The sequence below is a fragment of the Streptomyces sp. NPDC000134 genome (assembly GCF_042899225.1).
Lineage (GTDB): Bacteria > Actinomycetota > Actinomycetes > Streptomycetales > Streptomycetaceae > Streptomyces.
On the sequence record NZ_JBIAZN010000022.1, the window covers coordinates 1 to 23,280 of the forward strand.

2 protein-coding genes are annotated in these 23,280 nt (G+C 74.2%); both read left to right on the forward strand.

The window, feature by feature from the left end; all coding sequences use genetic code 11:
• The coding region (locus tag ACFY32_RS27875) for an amino acid adenylation domain-containing protein (RefSeq protein ID WP_390675600.1) at nucleotides 1–18,675 on the forward strand (18,675 nt) is incomplete at its 5' end.
• Nucleotides 18,672–23,279, forward strand: coding sequence for an amino acid adenylation domain-containing protein (locus tag ACFY32_RS27880; protein WP_390675601.1), 4,608 nt, complete (start codon nucleotides 18,672–18,674; stop codon nucleotides 23,277–23,279). The genes ACFY32_RS27875 and ACFY32_RS27880, both read left to right, overlap by 4 nt.
• The last annotated feature ends 1 nt before the right edge of the window (nucleotide 23,280 follow it).

Consider the following 23,280-nt stretch of genomic DNA (forward strand, 5'->3'; position numbering starts at 1 on the left):
CGGGCGGTCCCGGGTGACGGTCTGGGCTACGGCATGCTCCGCCATCTCGCCGGCGCCGAACTCCCGCACCCGCAGATCGGGTTCAACTACCTCGGCCGTGTCCCGGCGAGCGGCGGCGGGGTGTGGCAGCCCACCGACGAGGTGCTGGGCAAGGGCGGCGACCCGCAGGCCCCCGTGATGCACGCCCTGGAAGTCCTCGGCATGGTGCACGACCGCCCGGCCGGCCCCGAACTGACGTTGCGGCTCGCCTGGCCGGAGCGACTCCTCGACGCCGCCGACGCGCAGGCCCTGCTGGACACCTGGGCCGCGATGCTCACCGGCCTGGCGGCCCACCGCGGCGGCGGCCGCACCCCGTCGGACTTCCCCCTGGTGGCGCTGGACCAGGCACAGGTGGAGGAACTGGAGATCGCGGTACCGGACCTGGCCGAAGTGCTGCCGGTGTCACCGTTGCAGGAAGGCTTCCTGTTCCACGCGCTCTACGACGAGCAGACGGAGGACGTCTACGTCGAGCAGATCGTCCTCACCCTCGACGGACCCCTGCACCCGGCACGGCTGCGGGCGTCCTGGCAGGCGCTCGTCGACCGGCACCCGACGCTCCGGGTCGGCTTCCGCCAGGTGGCCGGCCTCGAACGGCCGGTCCAGATCGTGCACGACCGCGCCGACCTCCCCTGGCGCGCGGAAGACCTGTCCGACCTCGACGCCGACACCGCCTGGGCCGAATCGGACCGCATCGGCGTCGAGGAACGCGCCCGGCGCCTCGACGTGACCTGGCCGCCCCTGCTGCGCATCGCCCTGGTCAAGCTCAGCCCGAACCGGCACCGCATGGTGATGACGCTCCACCACATCCTGCTGGACGGCTGGTCCCTGCCGATCCTGATGCGCGAGCTGTGGGCCTGCTACGAGGCCGGTGGCAGCGCGAGCGGGCTGCCCGCGGTGGCGCCGTACCGGGACTACCTGGCCTGGCTGACGCGGCAGGACAAGGACGCCGCCCGCGACGCCTGGCGGCAGGCGCTCGCCGGGGTGGACGAACCGACCCTCGTCGCCGCGCAGACGACCGGCACGGACCCGGCCCTGACCCGCATGGTCGGCGCGACGGCGGACGACCGGCTCGCCGAGGCACTCGACGACCTGGCCCGCACGCGGGGCGTCACCCTGAACACGGTGGTGCAGGCCGCGTGGGCGGTGGTCGTCGGACAGTTGGCCGGGCGACGTGACGTCGTCTTCGGCGCCACGGTGGCCGGACGCCCGGCCGAACTGCCGGGCATGGAGGACATGCTCGGCCTGTTCCTGAACACGGTCCCGGTACGGGTCGGCCTCGGCGCCGGGCGCACGGTGGCCGACGTCCTGGCCGCCCTCCAGGCCCAGCAGTCCGCGCTGCTTGACCACCAGCACCTCGGCCTCACCGAGATCCAGCGGCTCGCCGGGCCGGGCGCCACCTTCGACACCCTGATGGCCTACGAGAACTACCCCGGCGACCCGGCCGGCCCGCCGTCCGCCGAAGGACTCACCCTCACCGACACCGCCATGCGGGAGTCGACCAACTTCGCCCTCGCCCTGGGCGTCAACCCGGCCGACGGCCTCCACCTGCGGCTGGACTACCGGCCCGACGTGTTCGACGAGGACACCGTCCGCGCCGTGACCGACCGGCTGATGCGCGTACTGGAACAGTTCGCGGCCGACCCCCAGGTACGGGTGGGCGACCTCGACGCGCTGCTGCCGGCGGAGCGCGCCCTCGTCACCGAGCGGTGGAACGCCACGGAACGGCCCGTGACCGCGGGCACGCTGCTGGACCTGTTCCGGGGCTGGGTGGCCCGCACCCCGGACGCGGTGGCGGTCCGCAGCGGCGCCGAGGCCCTGTCGTACGGGGAGCTGGACGCGCGGGCCAATCGGCTGGCCCGGCATCTGGCGGGCCTGGGCGTCGGTGCGGAGAGCCGCGTCGGGCTGCTGTTGCCGCGTGGTGTGAACCTTGTTGTCGCGCAACTCGCGGTGTGGCGGGCCGGGGGCGCGTACGTTCCGCTGGACCCGGAGTATCCGGCGGACCGGCTGGCGTACATGATCTCTGACAGTGGTGCGTCGGTGGTGTTGACCGGGTCGACCACCGTGGAGCTGGTTCCGGCTGGTATCGATGTGGTGCTGGTTGACGGGTCGGTCGACGGTTCGGCGGAGCCGCTGGAGATACAGGTGTCTCCCGATCAGCTCGCCTACGTGATCTATACGTCGGGTTCGACGGGCCGGCCGAAGGGTGTCACGGTCGCCCATGGCGGGGTGGCGAACCTGGCCGAGGTGATGCGTCCGGTGCTCGGCGTGGAGCCGGGGACGGTGGCGTTGCAGTTCGCGTCGTTCAGCTTCGACGCGGCGGTACTCGACGTGGCGGTGACGCTGGGCGGCGGTGGCACCCTGGCCATCGCGTCGACCGAGGAGCGCACCGAGCCGGGCGCGCTGGTGGAGATGATCCGCCGTGCGGGTGTGCAGGTGGCGAGTGTCGTGCCGTCGCTGCTGGGCGTGCTCGACCCGGCCGACGTACCGGGCGTACGGAACTGGGTGCTGGGCGCGGAGCGTCTGAGCGCCGACCTGGCGGCCCGCTGGCGTGCCGGGTCCCGGGTGTGGAACACGTACGGGCCGACCGAGGCGACGGTCATTTCCACGGCCACGCTGCTGGAGGAGGGGATCGGGTCGCAGGACGCGGCCCCGGCCATCGGTGGGCCGATCGGGAACACCCGGGTGTTCGTGCTGGACGATTTCCTGCGTCCCGTGCCGCCCGGTGTGACGGGTGAGTTGTATGTGACGGGCGCCGGGTTGGCGCGTGGGTACAACAACCGTCCTGACCTGACCGCCGAGCGCTTCGTGGCGTGCCCGTTCGCCGACGGCGGTCGGATGTACCGCTCGGGTGACCTGGCGCGGTGGACGGCCGGCGGTCTGTTGGAGTTCGCGGGTCGGGCGGACGAGCAGGTGAAGATCCGTGGCTTCCGGGTGGAGCTGGGTGAGGTCGAGTCCGTCCTCGCCTCCCACCCGGAGGTGCGGCAGGCGGTGGTGACCGTCCAGGAGGACAAGCGGCTCGTCGCGTACGTCGTCCCGGAGGTCGATGGCCAACAGGTCCAGGAACACGCCGCGGGCCTGCTGCCCGAGTACATGGTGCCGTCCGTGATCATGCCGTTGGCAGTGCTGCCGTTGACGGTGAACGGCAAGGTCGACCGCAAGGCGCTGCCCGCGCCCGAGGTCGAGACCGGTTCCCGGGGCCGTGCCGCGGTGTCGGCGGCCGAGGAGACGCTGTGTGCCCTGTTCGCCGAGGTGTTGGGTCTGGCGGAGGTCGGGGTCGAGGACAGTTTCTTCGAGCTGGGCGGCGACTCGATCATGTCGATGCTGCTGGTGTCGAACGCCCGCCGGGCGGGGTTGGTGATCAGTTCCCGGCAGGTGTTCGAGCAGCGCACGCCGGCCGGACTGGCGGCGGTGGCCACGACGACGGACGGGGCGCGACCGGGTGCCGGTGCGCCCGGCACCGGTGAGATCCCCCTGACGCCGGTCATGCGCGAACTGCTGGAGCGGGTCGGCCGGGATGACCTCCGTCGGGTCGTCCAGCCGGGTGTGGTGGTCGTTCCGGCCGGGCTGGACTTCGACGCCCTGGTCGGGGCCGTGCGTGCGGTGGTCGACCACCACGACGTACTGCGGGCCAGGCTGGAGGCGGAACCGCACCTGGTGGTGCCGGAGCCGGGTGCGGCTCCCGTCGAGGAGTGGGTGCGCCGGGTCGAGGTGTCCGCAGCGGACCTGCCGACCGTCCTGGACGAGGAGGTTCGTGCGGCGGTGGGCCGGTTGGACCCGCACGCCGGTGTGATGCTCCAGGCGGTGTGGCTGGATGCCGGGCCGGACGAGGCCGGTCGGCTGCTGCTGGTCGTTCACCACTTGGTGGTGGACACCGTTTCCTGGCAGGCGCTGGTGCCGGACCTGGCCGAGGCGTACGAGGCGCTGGCGGCGGGTGGCATCCCGGAGCCGGCCGTCGTGCCGACCTCTTTCCGGCACTGGGCGCGTGAGCTGGAGGCGCAGGCCCAGGACCGGCTGGCCGAGCTGCCCCGGTGGGCGGAACTCCTCGGCGGTGAGGACCTGTCGTTGGCCGTCGATGCCGAGCGTGATGTGCAGTCCACGGTCACGGACGTTTCGGTGACCGTGCCCGCCGAGGTGACCTCGGCTCTGCTGACGCAGGTTCCGGCCGCGTTCCATGCCGGTGTCGATGATGTGCTGCTGACCGGTCTCGCCGCGGCCGTTGCCGCGTGGCGGGGGAGGCGTGGGGTCCTGGTCGACGTCGAGGGCCACGGGCGCCTGCCGCTGACACCGGAGATGGATCTCTCCCGGACGGTGGGCTGGTTCACGAACGTGCATCCCGTGCGCCTGGACGTCGGCGATTTCGATCTCACCGACGTACGTACCGGCGGCCCGGCCGCGGGGCGTCTGCTCAAGCGGGTCAAGGAGCAGATCCGGGCCGTCCCCGGGGATGGCCTGGGGTACGGCATTCTGCGCTACCTCAGCTCCGACGACACCCTGGCCGCCCTGCCGCACGCCCGGATCGGCTTCAACTACCTGGGCCGGGTCCCCGGAGGCAACAGCAATAGCAACGGCAGCAGCCCCGCGCCGTGGCAGCCCACCGACGAGGCCATGGCCAGCGGTGGCAGCGACCTCGACGCTCCGGTGATGCACGCCCTGGAGATCCTCGGCATGGTCCACGACCGGCCCACCGGTCCGGAGTTGACCCTGACCCTTGCCTGGCCCGAGCGGCTGCTCGACCAGGCCGATGCCCAGGCCCTGCTGGACACCTGGGCGCAGATGCTCACCGTCCTGGCGGCGACCGGGGAGGACGGCGGGCACACCCCGTCCGACTTCCCCCTGGTCAACCTCGACCAGGACCGGATCGAGGAGTTGGAGGCAGCCGCCCCCGACCTCACCGAAGTACTCCCTGTCTCCCCACTCCAAGAGGGTCTCCTCTTCCACGCCCTCTTCGACGAGCAGGCCGAGGACGTCTACGTCGAGCAGATCGTGCACACTCTCGACGGCCCGCTGGACGCCGACCTGTTGCGGGCGTCCTGGCAGACCCTGCTCGACCGGCACCCGACGCTGCGGATCGGGTTCCGGCAGTTGGCCGGGATGCCGCAGCCGGTGCAGGTGCTGCACGGGCGGGCGACGCTGCCCTGGCGTGCGGAGGACCTGTCCGGGCTCGACCAGGACGCGGCCTGGGCCGAGTCGGACCGGATCGGCATCGAGGAACGCGCCCGGCGCTTTGACCTCGCACACCCCCCGCTGCTGAGGGTCCTCCTGGTCAAGCTGGGGACCGACCGGCACCGCATGATGATCACCCTGCACCACTCGCTCCTCGACGGCTGGTCGCTGCCGGTCCTGATGCGGGAGCTGTGGGCCTGCTACGAGGCCGGTGGCAGCGCGAGCGGACTGCCCGCGGTGGCGCCGTACCGGGACTACCTGGCCTGGCTGACGCGGCAGGACAAGGACGCCGCCCGAGACGCCTGGCAGCGGGCGCTCGCCGGTCTGGAGGAGCCGACCCTCGTCGCGCCGGCCGACCGGGAGACGATCACCACCTCCCTCGCCGTGTCCCGCAGAGTCGGCGCCGAACTGGCCGGTGCCCTCGACGCCCTCGCACGGGCCCGAGGCGTGACCCTGAACACGGTCGTGCAGGCCGCGTGGGCGTTGGTCGTGGGGCAGTTGGCCGGGCGGCGCGATGTCGTCTTCGGCGCGACGGTGGCCGGTCGCCCGGCGGAGCTGCCAGGCATGGAGGACATGCTCGGTCTGTTCCTGAACACGGTTCCGGTGCGTGTCACCTTCGACGCGGCGCACACCGTCGCCGACGTGCTGACCGCGCTCCAGGCCCAGCAGTCCGCGCTCCTCGACCACCAGCACCTGACGCTCAACGGCATTCAGCGGCTCGCCGGGCCGGGCGCGACCTTCGACACCCTGCTCGCCTACGAGAACTTCCCCGAGGACCCGGCCGGCCCACCCACCGCCGCCGGGCTGACCCTCACGGACAGCCGGATGCGGGAGTCGACCAGCTTCGCGCTGGCGCTCGGCGTGAACCCGGCCGACGACCTGGCCCTGCGGCTCGACTACCGGCCGGACCTGTTCAGCGAGGAGGCGGCCTACGCCGTCGTCGACCGGCTGGTGCGGGTGCTGCGGCAGTTCGCGGCGGACCCGACGGCCCGGACGAGCGGGATAGAGCTGCTGGACTCCGCCGAGACCTCACTGGTGGTCGAGCGGTGGAACACCACGGGCCGGCCCGTGGCCGCGGGCACGGTGCTGGACCTGTTCCGGGGCTGGGTGGCCCGTACCCCGGACGCGGTGGCGGTTCGCAGCGGCGCCGAGGCCCTGTCGTACGGGGAGCTGGACGCGCGGGCCAATCGGCTCGCCCGGCATCTGGTGGACCTCGGGATCGGTGCGGAGAGCCGGATCGGTCTGCTCCTGCCACGGGGCGTCGACATGCTGGTGGCGCTGCTCGGGGTGTGGAAGGCCGGGGGCGCGTACGTTCCGCTGGACCCGGAGTATCCGGCGGACCGGCTGGCGTACATGATCGCGGACAGTGGTGCGTCGGTGGTGTTGACCGGGTCAACCACCGTGGAGCTGGTTCCGCCTGGTATCGATGTGGTGCTGGTTGACGGGTCGGTCGGCGGTTCGGCGGAGCCGCTGGAGACACAGGTGTCTCCCGATCAGCTTGCCTACGTGATCTATACGTCGGGTTCGACGGGCCGGCCGAAGGGTGTCACGGTCGCCCATGGCGGGGTGGCGAACCTGGCCGAGGTGATGCGTCCGGTGCTCGGCGTGGAGCCGGGGACGGTGGCGTTGCAGTTCGCGTCGTTCAGCTTCGACGCGGCGGTACTCGATGTCGCGGTCACCCTCGGCGGCGGTGGCACCCTGGCCATCGCCACCAGCGAGGAACGTACGGAACCCGGTGCGCTCACGCAGATGATCCGCAGCGCGGGCGTCCAGGTCGCCAGCGTCGTCCCGTCCCTCCTCGGTGTCCTGGACCCGGCCGACGTCCCCGGCGTGGAGAACTGGGTCCTGGGCGCCGAGCGCCTCACCGCCGACCTCGCCGCCCGCTGGCGTGCCGGGTCCCGGGTGTGGAACACGTACGGGCCGACCGAGGCGACGGTCATCTCCACGGCCACGCTCCTTCCCGAGGGAATCGGGTCCGAGGACGCGGCCCCGGCCATCGGTGGGCCGATCGGGAACACCCGGGTGTACGTGCTGGACGACTTCCTGCGTCCCGTGCCGCCCGGTGTGACGGGTGAGTTGTATGTGACGGGCGCCGGTCTGGCGCGCGGGTACAACAACCGTCCTGACCTGACCGCCGAGCGCTTCGTGGCGTGCCCGTTCGCCGACGGCGGTCGGATGTACCGCTCGGGTGACCTGGCGCGGTGGACGGCCGGCGGTCTGTTGGAGTTCGCGGGTCGGGCGGACGAGCAGGTGAAGATCCGTGGCTTCCGGGTGGAGCTGGGTGAGGTCGAGTCCGTCCTCGCCTCCCACCCGGAGGTGCGGCAGGCGGTGGTGACCGTCCAGGAGGACAAGCGGCTCGTCGCGTACGTCGTCCCGGAGGTCGATGGCCAACAGGTCCAGGAACACGCCGCGGGCCTGCTGCCCGAGTACATGGTGCCGTCCGTGATCATGCCGCTGGCGGCGTTGCCGTTGACGGTGAACGGCAAGGTCGACCGCAAGGCGCTGCCCGTGCCCGAGACGACCGCCCACAGTGCGGGCCGTGCGCCCGTGTCGGCGGCCGAGGAGACGCTGTGTGCCCTGTTCGCCGAGGTGTTGGGTCTGGCGGAGGTCGGGGTCGAGGACAGTTTCTTCGAGCTGGGCGGCGACTCGATCATGTCGATGCTGCTGGTGTCGAACGCCCGCCGGGCGGGGCTGGTGATCAGTTCCCGGCAGGTGTTCGAGCAGCGCACGCCGGCCGGACTGGCGGCGGTGGCCACGACGACGGACGGCGTCCGTCCCGGCACCGGGCTCTCCGGCACCGGTGAGATCCCCCTGACACCGGTCATGCGCGAACTCCTGGAGCGCACCGGCACCGACCGGCTGCACGCCGTCGTACAGACCGGTGCCGTGAGGACGCCGGCCGGGCTGGACTTCGACGCCCTGGTCGGGGCCGTGCGTGCGGTGGTCGACCACCACGACGTACTGCGGGCCAGGCTGGAGGCGGAACCGCACCTGGTGGTGCCGGAGCCGGGTGCGGCTCCCGTCGAGGAGTGGGTGCGCCGGGTCGAGGTGTCCGCAGCGGACCTGCCGACCGTCCTGGACGAACAACTGGCATCAGCCATCGACCGGATCTCTCCGTCGGCCGGTGTCATGCTGCAAGCCGTCTGGCTGGATGCCGGGCCGGACGAGGCCGGTCGGCTGCTGCTGGTCGTTCACCACTTGGTGGTGGACACCGTTTCCTGGCAGGCGCTGGTGCCGGACCTGGCTGAGGCGTACGAGGCGCTGGCGGCGGGGCGGGTGCCGGAGCCGGCGGTGGTGCCGACGTCGTTCCGGAACTGGGCGCGTGAGCTGGCGGCGCAGGCTGAGGACCGGCTGGCCGAGCTGCCCGGGTGGGCGGAACTCCTCGGCGGTGACGACCTGCCGTTGGCCGTCGATGCCGAGCGTGATGTGCAGTCCACGGTCACGGACGTCTCGGTGACCGTGCCCGCCGAGGTGACCTCGGCTCTGCTGACGCAGGTTCCGGCCGCGTTCCATGCCGGTGTCGATGATGTGCTGCTGACCGGTCTCGCCGCGGCCGTTGCCGCGTGGCGGGGGACGCGTGGGTTCCTGGTCGACGTCGAGGGCCACGGGCGCCTGCCGCTGACACCGGAGATGGATCTCTCCCGGACGGTGGGCTGGTTCACGAACGTGCACCCCGTGCGCCTGGACGTCGGCGGCCTCGACCCCCACACCCTCCGCACCGACGACGCGGCCGCGGGGCGTCTGCTCAAGCGGGTCAAGGAGCAGATCCGGGCCGTCCCGGGTGATGGCCTGGGGTACGGCATCCTGCGCTACCTCAGCTCCGATGACACCCTGGCCGCCCTGCCCCATGCCAGGATCGGCTTCAACTACCTGGGCCGGGTCCCCGGAGGCAACAGCAACGGCAGCAGCCTTGCGCCGTGGCAGCCCACCGACGAGGCCATGGCCGGCGGCGGCGGCAACGGCAGCGACTCCGACGCTCCGGTGATGCACGCCCTGGAGATCCTCGGCATGGTCCACGACCGGCCCACCGGTCCGGAGTTGACCCTGACCCTCGCCTGGCCCGAGCGGCTGCTCGACCAGGCCGATGCCCAGGCCCTGCTGGACACCTGGGCGCAGATGCTCACCGCCCTGGCGGCGACCGGGGACGACGGCGGGCACACCCCGTCCGACTTCCCCCTGATCGCCCTCGACCAGGACCGGATCGAGGAGTTGGAGGCAGCCGCCCCGGACCTCACCGAAGTACTCCCTGTCTCCCCCCTCCAGGAGGGTCTCCTCTTCCACGCCCTCTTCGACGAGCAGGCCGAGGACGTCTACGTCGAGCAGATGGTCCTCACCCTGGAAGGCACGGTCGACGCGGCGAGGCTGCGGGCGTCCTGGCAGGCGTTGCTCGACCGGCATCCGACCCTGCGTGCCGCCTTCCGGCAGCTCGCGGGCGTGTCGGAGCCGGTGCAGGTGATCCACGGGCGGGTGGCGCTGCCCTGGCGGGCGGAGGACCTCGCGCACCTGGACGAGGAGAGCGCGCAGGCCGAGTCGGACCGGATCGCGGCCGAGGAACGCGCCCGGCGCTTCGACCTCGCGCAGCCCCCGCTGCTGAGGGTCCTGCTGGTCAAGGTGGGGGCCGAACGGCACCGCATGATGGTGACGCTCCATCACATCCTGCTGGACGGCTGGTCGCTGCCGATCCTGATGCGGGAGCTGTGGGCCTGCTACGAGGCGGGCGGCAGCGCGAGCGGACTGCCGGCGGTGGCGCCGTACCGGGACTACCTGGCCTGGCTGGAGCGGCAGGACAAGGACGCCGCCCGAGACGCCTGGCGGCGGGCGCTCGCCGACGCGGAGGAGCCGACCCTCGTGGCGCCGGCCGACGCGGACGGCGGGACGAGCACCGGTTCCGTGCAGCGGCGGGCGAGCGGCGCACTCCTCGGTGCCCTGGACGATCTGGCCCGGGGCCACGACGTGACGGTGAACACCGTGTTCCAGGCGGCCTGGGCCGTCGTGCTCGGCCAACTGACCGGGCGGGACGACGTGGTGTTCGGCACCACGGTGGCGGGCCGGCCGGCCGAGCTGCCGGGCATGCGGGACATGCTGGGGCTGTTCATCAACACCGTCCCGGTGCGGGTCGCCCTCGACCCGGCGGACACCTTCGCCGACGTCCTCGCCGCGCTGCGGGCGCAGCAGTCCGCGCTGCTGGACCACCAGCACCTCGGGCTCACCGAGATCCAGCGGCTGGCCGGGCCCGGCGCGAGCTTCGACACCCTGCTCGCCTACGAGAACTTCCCCACGGGCGCGAAGGCGGAGCCGGACGGCACCGCGGAGCAGACCCGGGAGTTCGGCGCCGCCGGGGTGCGGGTCACCGAGGCCGGGACACGCGAGTCGGTCAACTACCCGCTCTGGGTCGTCGTCGACCCGGTCGGCGGGCTGCGGGTCCGGCTCACCTACCGGTCGGACGTGCTCACCGCCGAGGGCGCCGAGGCGCTGACCGACCGGCTGATGCGCCTGCTGGAGCGGATGGCGGCCGCACCCGGCACGCCCCTCGCCCGGATCGACACCCTCGGCGACGACGAGCGGTCGCTGCTCCTGGACCGGTGGAACGACACCGGCCGGGACCGCGCGCCCGGCACCCTGCCCGCCGTCTTCGCGGAGCAGGCGGAGCGTTCGCCGGACGCCGTCGCCGTGGTCGACGGAGACCGGCAGTGGTCGTACGCCGGACTGGACCGGCTCGCCGACCGGGTGGCCCGCGGGCTGCTCGACCGTGGCGTCCGCCGGGGAGACCGGGTCGGCGTGGTCATGGAACGCTCGGCCGAGGTGGTCGCCGTACTGCTCGGCATCGCCAAGGCCGGCGCCGGTTACGTCCCGGCCAGCCCGGACTGGCCCGTCACCCGCACCCGGCTGGTCCTCGAAGGCGCCGCGCTCACCGTCACGGACCGCGACCTGCCCGACCTGACCGGGACCTGGATCACCGGCGTACAAGACCTGCTGGCGGACCCGGAGCGGCCCGGCGCGCCGGTGCCGGCCTCGGCCCGCCCGGCCCCCGACGACCTCGCCTACGTGATGTACACCTCGGGCTCCACCGGAATCCCGAAGGGCGTGGAGATCACCCAGGCCGATGTCGTGGCGCTGGCCCGGGACAGCCGGTTCGCGCGGGGGCACGAGTGCGTGCTCGTGCACTCGCCGCAGACGTTCGACGCGTCGACGTACGAGATGTGGGCGCCGCTGCTGTCCGGCGGCCGGGTCGTCGTCGCGCCCCCGGGTGTGCTGACGGCGGCCGTGCTGCGCGAGACGGTGGCCCGGCACGGCGTCACCGCGATGTGGCTCACCGCGGCCCTGTTCCACCTGTTCGCGCAGGAGGACCCGGGCAGCCTGGCCGGCCTGCGCGAGGTGTGGACCGGCGGTGACGTGGTCCGGGCGGAGGCCGTGCGCCGGGTGCGCGAGGCGTGCCCGGGGATCGTGGTGGTCGACGGGTACGGGCCGACGGAGACGACGACGTTCGCGACCTCGTACCGCATGGAGCCGGACGCCGTACTGCCGGCGGCCGTACCGATCGGCAGCCCGCTGGACGGCGTACGGGTGTATGTGCTGGACGGGTTCCTGCGGCCGGTGCCGGCCGGTGTGCCCGGCGAGCTGTACATCGCGGGCGCGGGGCTGGCCCGCGGGTACGCCGGGCGGCCGGGGCTGACGGCCGAGCGGCTGGTGGCGAGCCCGTTCGCCGCCGGTGAGCGGATGTACCGCACCGGTGACCTGGCCCGCTGGACCGACGGCGGACTGCTGGAGTTCGCCGGCCGGGTGGACGCGCAGGTGAAGCTGCGCGGCTTCCGGGTCGAGCCCGGCGAGGTCGAGGCGGTGCTCGCGGCCCGGCCCGAGGTCGGCCAGGCCGCGGTGGTGGTCCGCGAGGACCGGCCGGGCGAGAAGCGGCTCGTGGGCTACGCCGTGCCCGCCGCCGGGGCGCACCCGGACGGCGAGGAACTGCGGGCCGGGCTCGCCGGGGAACTGCCCGAACACATGGTGCCCGCGGTGGTGCTGGTGCTCGACGCCCTCCCGGTGACCGCCAACGGCAAGGTCGACCGGGCCGCCCTGCCCGCCCCCGACTTCGGCGGGCTGACGACCGGCCGCGAGCCCCGGACGGAGGCGGAGGCGGAGCTGTGCGCGCTGCTCGCCGACGTGCTGGGCCTGGAACGGGTCGGCGTCGACGACAGTTTCTTCGCCCTGGGCGGCGACTCCATCATGTCGATGCAGTTGGCGACCCGGGCCCGGCGGGCCGGCTGGGTGCTCACGCCCCGGCAGATCTTCGAGGAGAAGACCCCGGAACGCCTGGCGCTGGTCGCCCGGCGGGACGACACCGACGCGCGGGCCGAGGACGCGGCCCGGCGCCCCGGGCAGGACGCCGGCGAGATGCCGTGGACGCCGATCATGTGCTGGATGGGAGAGGCGGTCACCCGGTCCCGGTTCGCGCAGTGGACCGTGGTCGGTGCGCCGGCGGACCTCGGCACCGGGACGCTGGCGGCCGGTCTGGGGGCGGTGCTGGACGCGCACGACATGCTGCGGGCCCAGGTCGTCACCGGGGAGGGCGAACCGGTGCTGACGGTGCGGGAGCGGGGTGCGGTCGACGCGGCGGCGCTGGTCGTCCGGGTCGACGCCGCCGACGTGACCGGGGAGGCGTTGGACGGGGCGGCGGGTGACGCGGCCCGGGAGGCCGTGGAGCTGCTCGATCCGGGGGCGGGGGTGATGGTGCGGGCGGTGTGGCTGGACGCAGGTCCCGGCCGGGTCGGGCGCGTGGTGCTGGTCGTGCACCACCTGGCCGTGGACGGGGTGTCCTGGCGGGTGCTGCTGCCCGACCTCCAGGCCGCCTGCGAGGCCGCGGCCGCCGGACGGCAGCCGGAACTCGACCCGGTCCCCACCTCCTTCCGCTCCTGGGCCCTCGAACTCGCCCGGCAGGCCCGCACCGAGGACCGCCGCGCCGAACTCGACGACTGGACCGCCCTGATCGGCGCCCGGCCCGAGGACACCCTCGGCCGGCGCCCCCTGGACCCGGCCCGGGACACCGTGCGCACCCTGCGCCGGCACACCCTGACCGTGCCCGCCGCGCACACCGCCGTCCTCACCGGACGCACCCCCGGGGCCTTCCACTGCGGGATCCACGACGTGCTGCTGGCCACCCTGGCGGCGGCCGTCGCCGACTGGCGGCCCGGCACGGGCACCGCCACCCTGCTCGACATCGAGGGCCACGGCCGGGAGCCCGGGGACGGGATCGACCTGTCCCGGACGGTCGGCTGGTTCACCACCGTGCACCCGATCCGGCTGGACATCGCCGGAACCGACACCGCCGAGGCGGCGCGCGGCGGCCGGGCGGCGGGGCTGCTGCTGAAGGCCGTCAAGGAGCAACTGCGGGCCGTGCCCGGCGACGGACTCGGCCACGGGCTGCTGCGCCACCTCGACCCGGAGACCGGCCCGGCGCTGGCCGCGCTGCCGGTCCCGCAGATCGGCTTCAACTACCTGGGCCGGTTCACGGCGGGCGCCCCGGCGGGGCGGACCGGGCCGTGGCAGATGGCGGGCGAGTCCGCGGTCGGCGGCGCCGCCGACCCCGACGTGCCGGCCACCCACGCCCTCGACGTCGGCGCCGTCGTCCGGGACACCCCGGACGGACCCGAGCTGACGCTCACCCTGAGCTGGCCCGGCGCGCTCCTCACCGAGGACGAGGTGACCCGGCTCGGCCAGGTCTGGCTGGACCTGCTCGCCGGACTCGCCGCCCACACCACCGCCCCCGGCGCGGGCGGCCGCACCCCGTCCGACTTCCCGCTGGCGGGCCTGACCCAGGACACCGTCGACGAACTGGAGGCCACGGTGGCCGGGCTGGACGACGTCTGGCCGCTGTCGCCCCTCCAGGAAGGTCTGCTGTTCCACGCGGCGTACGACGAGTCCGGCGCCGACGTGTACGCCGGACAGCGCGCCCTCGCCCTCGACGGACCGCTCGACGTGGCCAGGCTGCGGGCCTCGTGGGAGGCGGTCCTGACCCGGCACCCGATCCTGCGGGCCGGCTTCCACCGCCGTACCACCGGCGAGGCCGTCCAGGTCGTCGTCCGCGACCCCGCGCTGCCCTGGCGGGAGGCCGACCTCAGCGCACTGAGCGAGGCCGACGCGGCGGCGGAGACGGCCCGGCTCGGCGACGCCGAACTGGCCGCCGGCTTCGACCTGACCCGGCCGCCCCTGCTGAGACTGCTGCTCATCCGCCTCGGCGAGCGCCGCCACCGCCTGCTGATGACCACCCATCACATCATCGTGGACGGCTGGTCCCTGCCGGTGCTGCTCGATGACCTGTCCCGGGTGTACGCGGCCGGCGGCGACGCGAGCGCGCTGCCGCCCGCGACCTCCTACCGGGACTACCTGGCCTGGCTGCACCGGCAGGACCGGACGGCCGCGCACACCGCCTGGCGGGCCCAGCTCGCCGGCGCCGACGAACCCACCCTCGTGGTGCCCACCGACACGGTCGCCACCCCGGTCCGGCCCGACATGGTCCGCACCGAGTGCGACGAGGAACTCACCGCGGAACTGGACGCGCTGGCCCGCCGGCACGGCCTGACCATGGCCACGGTCGTGCAGGGCGCCTGGGCGCTGGTCCTGGCCCGCCTGTCCGGCCGTACCGACGTGGTGTTCGGCACCACCGTCGCCGGCCGGCCGCCCGAGCTGGCCGGCGCCGAGACCGCCATCGGCCTGTTCATCAACACCCTGCCGGTCAGGGTGCCGCTGTCGGCCGGACAGTCCGTCCTGGCCATGCTGAGCGCGCTCCAGCGCCAGCAGGTCGACCTGCTCGGCCACCAGCACGTGGGCCTGGCCGAGATCAACCGGCTCGCCGGTCCGGGCGCCGAGTTCGACACCCTGGTCGTCTACGAGAACTACCCGCGCACCCCCGAGGAGGCCCCCGACCCCGACGCCCTGACCATCCGACCCGGCGGCGAGTCACGGGACGCCAGCCACTACCCGCTCGGCCTGATCGTCGGCCCCGGCGCCAGGCTGGAGACCCAGCTCGACTACCGGCCCGACGTGTACGACCGGGCCCGCGCCGAGGACATCCTCGGCCAACTGCGGCGGGTGCTGGAGCAGTTCGCGGCCGACCCGACCGTGCCCGTGGCCCGGGTGAGCGTCCTGGACGACACCTGGCGGGACCGGGTGACGCGGCAGTGGCAGGACATCACCGGGCGGGTGCCCGGGGCGCCGCTGCCCGAGCTGTTCGCCCGGCAGGTGCGGCTGACCCCGGACGCCACCGCCCTCGACGCCGGCGGCCGCACCCTGTCCTACGCGGCGCTGGAGGCCGAGGCGGGCCGCCTGGCCCGGCACCTCGTCGCCGCGGGCGTCGCACCGGAGCGCCGGGTCGCCGTCGTCGTCGAACGGTCGGCCGCCGTCGTGATCGCCCTGCTCGCGGTCTCCATGGCCGGCGGGGTCTTCGTCCCCGTCGACCCCAACTACCCGGCCGAGCGCATCGCCTACGTCCTGGACGACGCCGACCCCGCCGTGGTCCTGTGCACCCGCACGACCCACGACGTGCTCCCGGCGGACACCCAGGGCCGGGTGATGCTCCTGGACGACCCGGAGACCGCCCGGGACGTGGCCCGGCGCACCCCCGGCTATGTGTCCGACGCCGAACGCGGCGCGCCGCTGGCCCTCGCGCACGCCGCGTACGTCATCTACACCTCGGGCTCCACCGGCCGCCCCAAGGGCGTCGTGGTCTCCCACACCGGGCTGGCCAACCTCGCCGAGGCCCAGATCGACCGGTTCGGCGTCCATCCCCGGGCCCGGGTGCTGCAGTTCGCGTCGCTCAGCTTCGACGCGGCGGTCTCCGAGCTGTGCATGGCGTTCCTGTCGGGCGCGACGCTGGTGGTGGTCGGCACCGAGGACCTGCCGCCGCGCGCCTCCCTCGGCGACGTCGTACGGCGCACCGGCACCACCCATGTGACCGTCCCGCCGAGCGTGCTCGCCGTCGAGGACACCCTCCCGGACGCCCTGGAGACCGTCGCCGTCGCCGGTGAGGCGTGCCCGGTGCCGCTCGCCGAGCGCTGGTCGACGAGGCTGCGGATGGTCAACGCCTACGGTCCGACCGAGGTGACCGTCTGCGCGGCGATGAGCCTGCCGCTCGCGCCCGGCCTCGGCGACAGCGTCCCCATCGGCCGCCCGGTCACCAACACCCGGTCGTACGTGCTGGACGAGTTCCTCCAGCCCGTCCCGCCCGGCGCCGCCGGTGAGCTGTACGTCGCCGGCCCCGGCCTGGCCCGCGGATACCACGGCCGCCCCGGGCTGACCGCCGAACGGTTCGTGCCCTGCCCGTACCTGCCGGGCGAGCGGATGTACCGCACGGGCGACCTGGTCCGCTGGACCGCCGACGGCCAGTTGCTGTTCGTGGGCCGCGCCGACACCCAGGTGAAGGTACGCGGCTACCGCGTCGAACCCGGCGAGATCGAGTCCGTGCTCGCCACCCACCCCCGGGTCGCCCAGGCCGTGGTCCTCGCCTCCGGCGACGGGCCCGGCGACAAGCGCCTGGTCGCCTACGTCGTCACGGACACCACCGGCGGCGGGCCGCTGGACGCCCTGCGGGCCGAGCTGCGCGAACATGTCGCCGCGGTCCTGCCCGAGTACATGGTGCCGGCGGCGGTCATGCCGCTGGACCACCTGCCCATGACCGTCAACGGCAAGGTCGACCGGGCCGCGCTGCCCGCCCCGGACTTCGGCGGACTGGTCTCCGCGCGGGAGCCGAGGACGGACACCGAGGCCGCGCTGTGCGCCCTGTTCGCCGAGGTGCTGGGCCTGGAACGGGTCGGTGCCGAGGACGACTTCTTCACCCTGGGCGGCGACTCCATCATGTCGATGCAGTTGGCGTCCCGGGCCCGGCGCGCGGGCTGGGAGATCAGCCCCCGGCAGGTCTTCGAGGAGAAGACCCCCGAGCGTCTCGCCCTGGTCGTGGCCGCCGCGGGCACCGGCCCGGACACCCCGGAGGACATCGGCGTCGGCGAGGTCCCCTGGACGCCGGTGATGCGTGCCCTCGGCGCCCAGAGCGCCGGTTCCCGGTTCGCGCAGTGGACCGTGGTCGGCGCGCCGGCGGACCTCGGCACCGAGACGCTGGCGGCCGGTCTGGGGGCGGTGCTGGACGCGCACGACATGCTGCGGGCCCAGGTCGTCACCGGTGAGGGCGAACCGGTGCTGACGGTGCGGGAGCGGGGTGCGGTCGACGCGGCGGCGCTGGTCGTCCGGGTCGACGCCGCCGACGTGACCGAGGAGGCGTTGGACGGGGCGGCGGGTGACGCGGCCCGGGAGGCCGTGGAGCTGCTCGATCCGGGGGCGGGGGTGATGGTGCGGGCGGTGTGGCTGGACGCCGGTCCCGGCCGGGTCGGGCGCGTGGTGCTGGTCGTGCACCACCTGGCCGTGGACGGCGTGTCCTGGCGAGTGCTGCTGCCCGACCTCCAGGCCGCCTGCGAGGCCGCGGCCGCCGGACGGCAGCCCGAACTGGACCCGACGGGCACCTCGTTCCGCCGCTGGGCCGACCTCCTCACCGAACAGGCCCGGAGCAGCGAGCGCCGCGCCGAACTGGACGAGTGGACCGCCCTGCTCCGGCACGGCGAACCCACCCTCGGCCGACGGCCGCTGGACCCCGCCCAGGACACCGCCGGCACCCTGCGCCGCCGCTCCTGGACCGTCCCCGCCGACCGCTCCGCCACCCTCACCGCAGCCACCACCGCCCTCTTCCACTGCGGTGTCCACGAAGTCCTGCTGGCCACCCTGGCCGGAGCCGTCGCACACTGGCGGCCCGGCGGCCCGGCCGATGTCCTCGTGGACGTCGAAGGACACGGCCGCGAACCCGTGGAAGGAGTCGACCTCTCCCGCACGGTGGGCTGGTTCACCAGCAGCCACCCCGTCCGGCTGAGCGCCGGGGACACCGACCTCGACGCCGCCCTCGCGGGCCTGCCCGCCGCCGGCGACCTGCTCAAGGCGGTCAAGGAACAGGCCCAGGCCGTTCCCGGGGACGGCCTCGGCTACGAACTGCTGCGCCACCTCAACCCCGAGACCGCACCCGTCCTGGCCGCACTGCCCAGCCCCCAGATCGGCTTCAACTACCTCGGCCGGTTCACCGCCGGCACCCGCACCGGCCCCGTCGGCCCCTGGCAGCTCGCCGGTGACACCGCCCTGGGCGGCGCCGTCGACCCGGCCATGCCCGCCATGCACGCCCTGGACGCCACCGCCGTCGTCACCGACACCCCCGAGGGCCCGGAACTGACGATCACCCTCGGCTGGCCCGCGGCACTGCTGACCGACGACGAGGCGGAGGAACTGGGCCGGATCTGGCTGGACCTGCTCGTCGGTCTCGCCGCCCACACCACCGACCCCGCCGCCGGCGGCCACACACCCTCCGACTTCCCGCTCCTCGAACTCGGACAGGACGAAGTCGACGAACTCGAAGCGATAGCGCAAGAACTCGATGGAGGACGGTCCCTGTGAAGTCTTCAACACCCGCCAAGGGCTCCGCCCTCGCGGAAGTGTGGCCGCTGTCGCCCCTCCAGGAGGGGATGCTGTTCCACGCCGCCTACGACGACGAAGGCCCCGACGTCTACGGCATGCAGTCGATCATCGGCATCGAAGGCCCCCTCGACGTCGCCCGCTACCGCGCCTCCTGGGAAGCCCTCCTCGGCCGCCACGCCGCCCTGCGGGCCAGCTTCCACCAGCGCAAGACCGGCGAGGCCGTCCAGCTCATCACCCGCGAGGTCGCCCTGCCCTGGAGCGAGGCCGACCTCGGCGACCACCCCGGACCCGACCCGGACGCCGAGGTCCGAAGACTCGCCGCCGCCGAACGCGAGCACCGTCTCGACCCGGCCATCCCGCCGCTGCTGAAGCTGCTGCTGGTCCGCCTCGGCGACCGCAGCCACCGGCTGGTGGTGACCACCCACCACATGGTGATGGACGGCTGGTCGATGCCCGTCCTGCTCGACGAACTCGCCACCGTGTACGAGGCCGGCGGCGACGTCCGCGTCCTGCGGCCCGTCACCTCCTACCGCGAGTACCTGGCCTGGCTGCACCGCCAGGACAAGGACGCGGCCCGCGCCGCCTGGCGGACCGAGCTGGCCGGCCTGGACGAGCCGACCCTGGTGGCACCCGCCGACCCCGCCCGAGCCGCCGTCCTCCCGCGCGACACCCAGGTCGGGCTCTCCGAGGCGGCCACCACCGCGCTGACGGACCTGGCCCGCCGGCACGGCCTCACCATGAACACCGTCGTCCAGGGCGCCTGGGCGCTGGTCCTGGCCCGGCTCGCCCGCCGCGACGACGTGGTCTTCGGCACCACCGTCGCCGGCCGCCCCGCCGAACTGCCGGGCGCCGAGTCGATGGTCGGGCTGCTCATCAACACCCTGCCCGTCCGCGTCACCCTCGACAGCGCCCGGCCGGTCCTGCGCCTCCTGGCCGACCTCCAGGCCCGCCAGTCCGCGCTCCTCGCCCACCAGCACCTCGGCCTCGCCGAGATCCAGCGGCTCGCCGGACCGGGCGCCACCTTCGACACCCTCATGGTGTACGAGAACTATCCGCGCCCCCCGATCGAGGAACCCGCGCCCGACGCCCTCACCTTCTTCGGCATGGACACCCACGAGGCGACCAACTTCCCCCTCACCCTGGGCATCGTCCCCGAGGACGCCCTCCAGATCGTGGTCACCCACCGGCCCGACCTGTACGACGAGGAGGCCGCGGCCCGGATCGGGCACCGGCTCGTCCGCGTACTGGAACAGCTCGTCGCCGACCCCGAGGTCCGGGTCGCCGACATCGACCTCCTCGACCCGGCCGAGCGGTCCCTGGTGACCGAGCGCTTCAACGACACGCGGCGGCCCGTCACCCCGGGCACCGTGCTGGACCTGTTCCGGCAGTGGGTGACCCGCACACCGGACGCGGTGGCGGTGCGCGCGGGCGCCCAGGCGCTCAGCTACGTGGAACTGGACGCGCGGGCCGACACACTGGCCCGGCTGCTCACCGGGGCGCGCCGGGTGGGGCTGTGCCTGCCGCGCGGCGTCGACATGGTGGTGGCGCTGCTGGCGGTGTGGAAGGCCGGCGGCGCGTACGTGCCGCTGGACCCGGAGTACCCGGCGGACCGGCTCGCCTACATGGTGCAGGACAGCGGCGCGTCCCTGGTGCTGGCCACCTCCGGGACGGCGGCCCACGTGCCGGCCGGGGTGGAGACGGTCCTGCTGGACCGGCCCGCCGACGGGCCGCGGGTGCCGCCGGACCTCGTCGTCGACCCCGGCCGGCTCGCCTACGTCATCTACACCTCCGGCTCCACCGGCCGCCCCAAGGGCGTGGCCGTCGAGCACGGCGGGGTGGCGAACCTCGCCGAGGCCATGCGCCCGGTCCTCGGCGTCGGACCCGGCACGGTCGCCCTCCAGTTCGCCTCGTTCAGCTTCGACGCGGCCGTGCTCGACGTGGCGGTGACCCTCGGCGGCGGCGGCACCCTGGCCATCGCCACCAGCGAGGAGCGCACCGAGCCCGCCGCGCTCGCGGAGATGATCCGCACGGCCGGGGTCCGGGTCGCCAGCGTCGTCCCGTCCCTCCTGGGCGCCCTCGACCCCGCCGAGGTCCCCGGCGTCGAGAACTGGGTCCTGGGCGCCGAGCGGCTCACCGCCGACCTCGCCGCCCGCTGGCGGGCCCAGGCACGGGTGTGGAACACCTACGGCCCGACCGAGGCGACCGTCATCTCCACCGCCACGCTCCTCCCCGAGGGGATCGGGTCCGAGGACGCGCCCCCGGCCATCGGCTCGCCCATCGGCAACGCCCGGGTCTACGTCCTGGACGACACCCTGCGCCCCGTCCCGCCCGGTACGACGGGCGAGCTGTACGTGGCCGGCGCCGGTCTGGCCCGGGGCTACGACCACCGGCCCGGCCTGACCGCCGAGCGGTTCGTGGCCTGCCCGTTCGGCGAGGGCGGCCGGATGTACCGCTCGGGCGACCTGGCCCGCTGGACGCCGGACGGGCTGCTGGAGTTCGCCGGACGCGCCGACGAGCAGGTCAAGATACGCGGCTTCCGGGTCGAACTGGGCGAGGTGGAGTCCGTCCTCGCCGCGCACCCCGACGTCACCCAGGCCACCGTCGTCGTACGGGAGGACCGGCCCGGCGACAAGCGGCTCGTCGCCTATGTCGTCCCGGAGGCCGACCCGGGCGGGCTGCGGGAACACGCCGCGGGCCTGCTGCCCGAGTACATGGTGCCGTCGGCGGTCGTGCCGCTGCCCGCGCTGCCGCTGACGGTCAACGGCAAGGTCGACCGCAAGGCCCTGCCCGCCCCCGAGTACGGCGGCGACAGCGCCGGACGGGCCCCGAACGGACCGCTGGAGACGGCGCTGTGCGAGCTGTTCGCCGAGGTCCTCGGGGTGGAACGGGTCGGCGCCGACTCCTCCTTCTTCGAGCTGGGCGGCGACTCCATCATGTCGATGCAGTTGGCGTCCAGGGCCCGGCGCGCGGGCTGGACGATCACCCCTCGGCAGGTGTTCGAGCACAAGACGCCCGAGCGGCTCGCCCACGTGGTGGAGGCGGCCGACGCGGACCGCGCGGACAGCGCCGACGTGGGCACCGGCGAGGTGCCGTGGACACCGGCGATGCTCGCCGAGGGGCCCTGGGCGACCGCCGCCCGCTTCACCCAGTGGACGGTGGTCGGCGCCCCGCCGGGACTCGGCACCGAGACGCTCGCCGCCGGCCTGGGCGCCGTACTGGACACGCACGACATGCTGCGGGCCCGGGTCGACACCCCCGAGCGGGCCGACGAGCCGGTGCTGACGGTCGGTGAGCGCGGCTCGCTGGACGCGGCGGCACTGGTGAGCCGCGTCGACGCGGTGGCCGCCGCCGACGCCGACCTGGACCGGCTCGCCGGGGACGCCGCCCGCGAGGCGGCCGAGGACATCGACCCCAGGACCGGGCCGGTGCTGCGGGCGGTGTGGCTGGACGCCGGACCGCACCGGGTCGGCCGCGTGGTGCTGCTCGTGCACCACCTGGCCGTGGACGGGGTGTCCTGGCGGGTCCTGCTGCCCGACCTCCAGGCCGCCTGCGAGGCCGCGGCGGCCGGCCGGGCACCCGACCTGGACCCGGTGGGCACCTCGTTCCGCAGGTGGGCGGGGCTCCTCGCCGAACAGGCCCGCGGCGAGCGGCGCCGCGCCGAACTCGACGACTGGACCGCCCTGCTGGGCCGCCCCGAACCCACCGTGGGCGGACGCCCGCTGGACCCCGTACGGGACACCGCCCGCACCCTGCGGGCCCGCTCCTGGACGGTACCGCCGGAGCAGGCCGCCACGCTCACCGGACGGACCACCGCCCTCTTCCACTGCGGTGTCCACGAGGTGCTGCTGGCCACGCTGGCCGGTGCTGTCGCACACTGGCGGCCGGGCACCGACCCCGGTGTCCTGGTCGACATCGAGGGCCACGGCCGTGAACCGCTGGAAGGAGCCGACCTCTCCCGCACCGTGGGCTGGTTCACCAGCGGCCACCCGGCCCGGCTCGACCTGACCGGCCTGGACCTGCCCCGGGCCAGGGCCGGGGCAGCGGCGGCCGGCGCCCTGCTCAAGACCGTCAAGGAACAACTGCAGAAGGTGCCGGGCGACGGACTCGGGTACGGCCTGCTGCGCCACCTCAACCCCGAGACCGCGCCCGTGCTGGCCGAACTGCCCGCACCGCAGATCGGGTTCAACTACCTGGGCCGGTTCCCCGCCGGCGGACCGGCCGGACCCGTCCGGCCCTGGCAGCCGGCCGGGGAACGGGCGCTCGGCGGCTCCGGCCACCCGGACCGGCCCGCCGCGCACGCCCTGGAGGCGGTCGCGGTCGTCCGGGACGCCCCTGACGAGACCGAGCTGACCCTCACGCTGAGCTGGCCCGGAGAGCTGCTCACCGAGGACGAGGCGGAGCGGCTCGGCCGGACCTGGCTGGACCTGCTCGCCGGTCTCGCCGCCCACACCACCGACCCCGCCGCCGGCGGCCACACCCCCTCCGACTTCCCCCTCCTCGCCCTGGCCCAGGACGAAGTGGACGACCTGGAAGCCGAGTTCGCCGAAGAACAGTCAGTCCCGCTGCAGAACCAGTCGTTGTGAG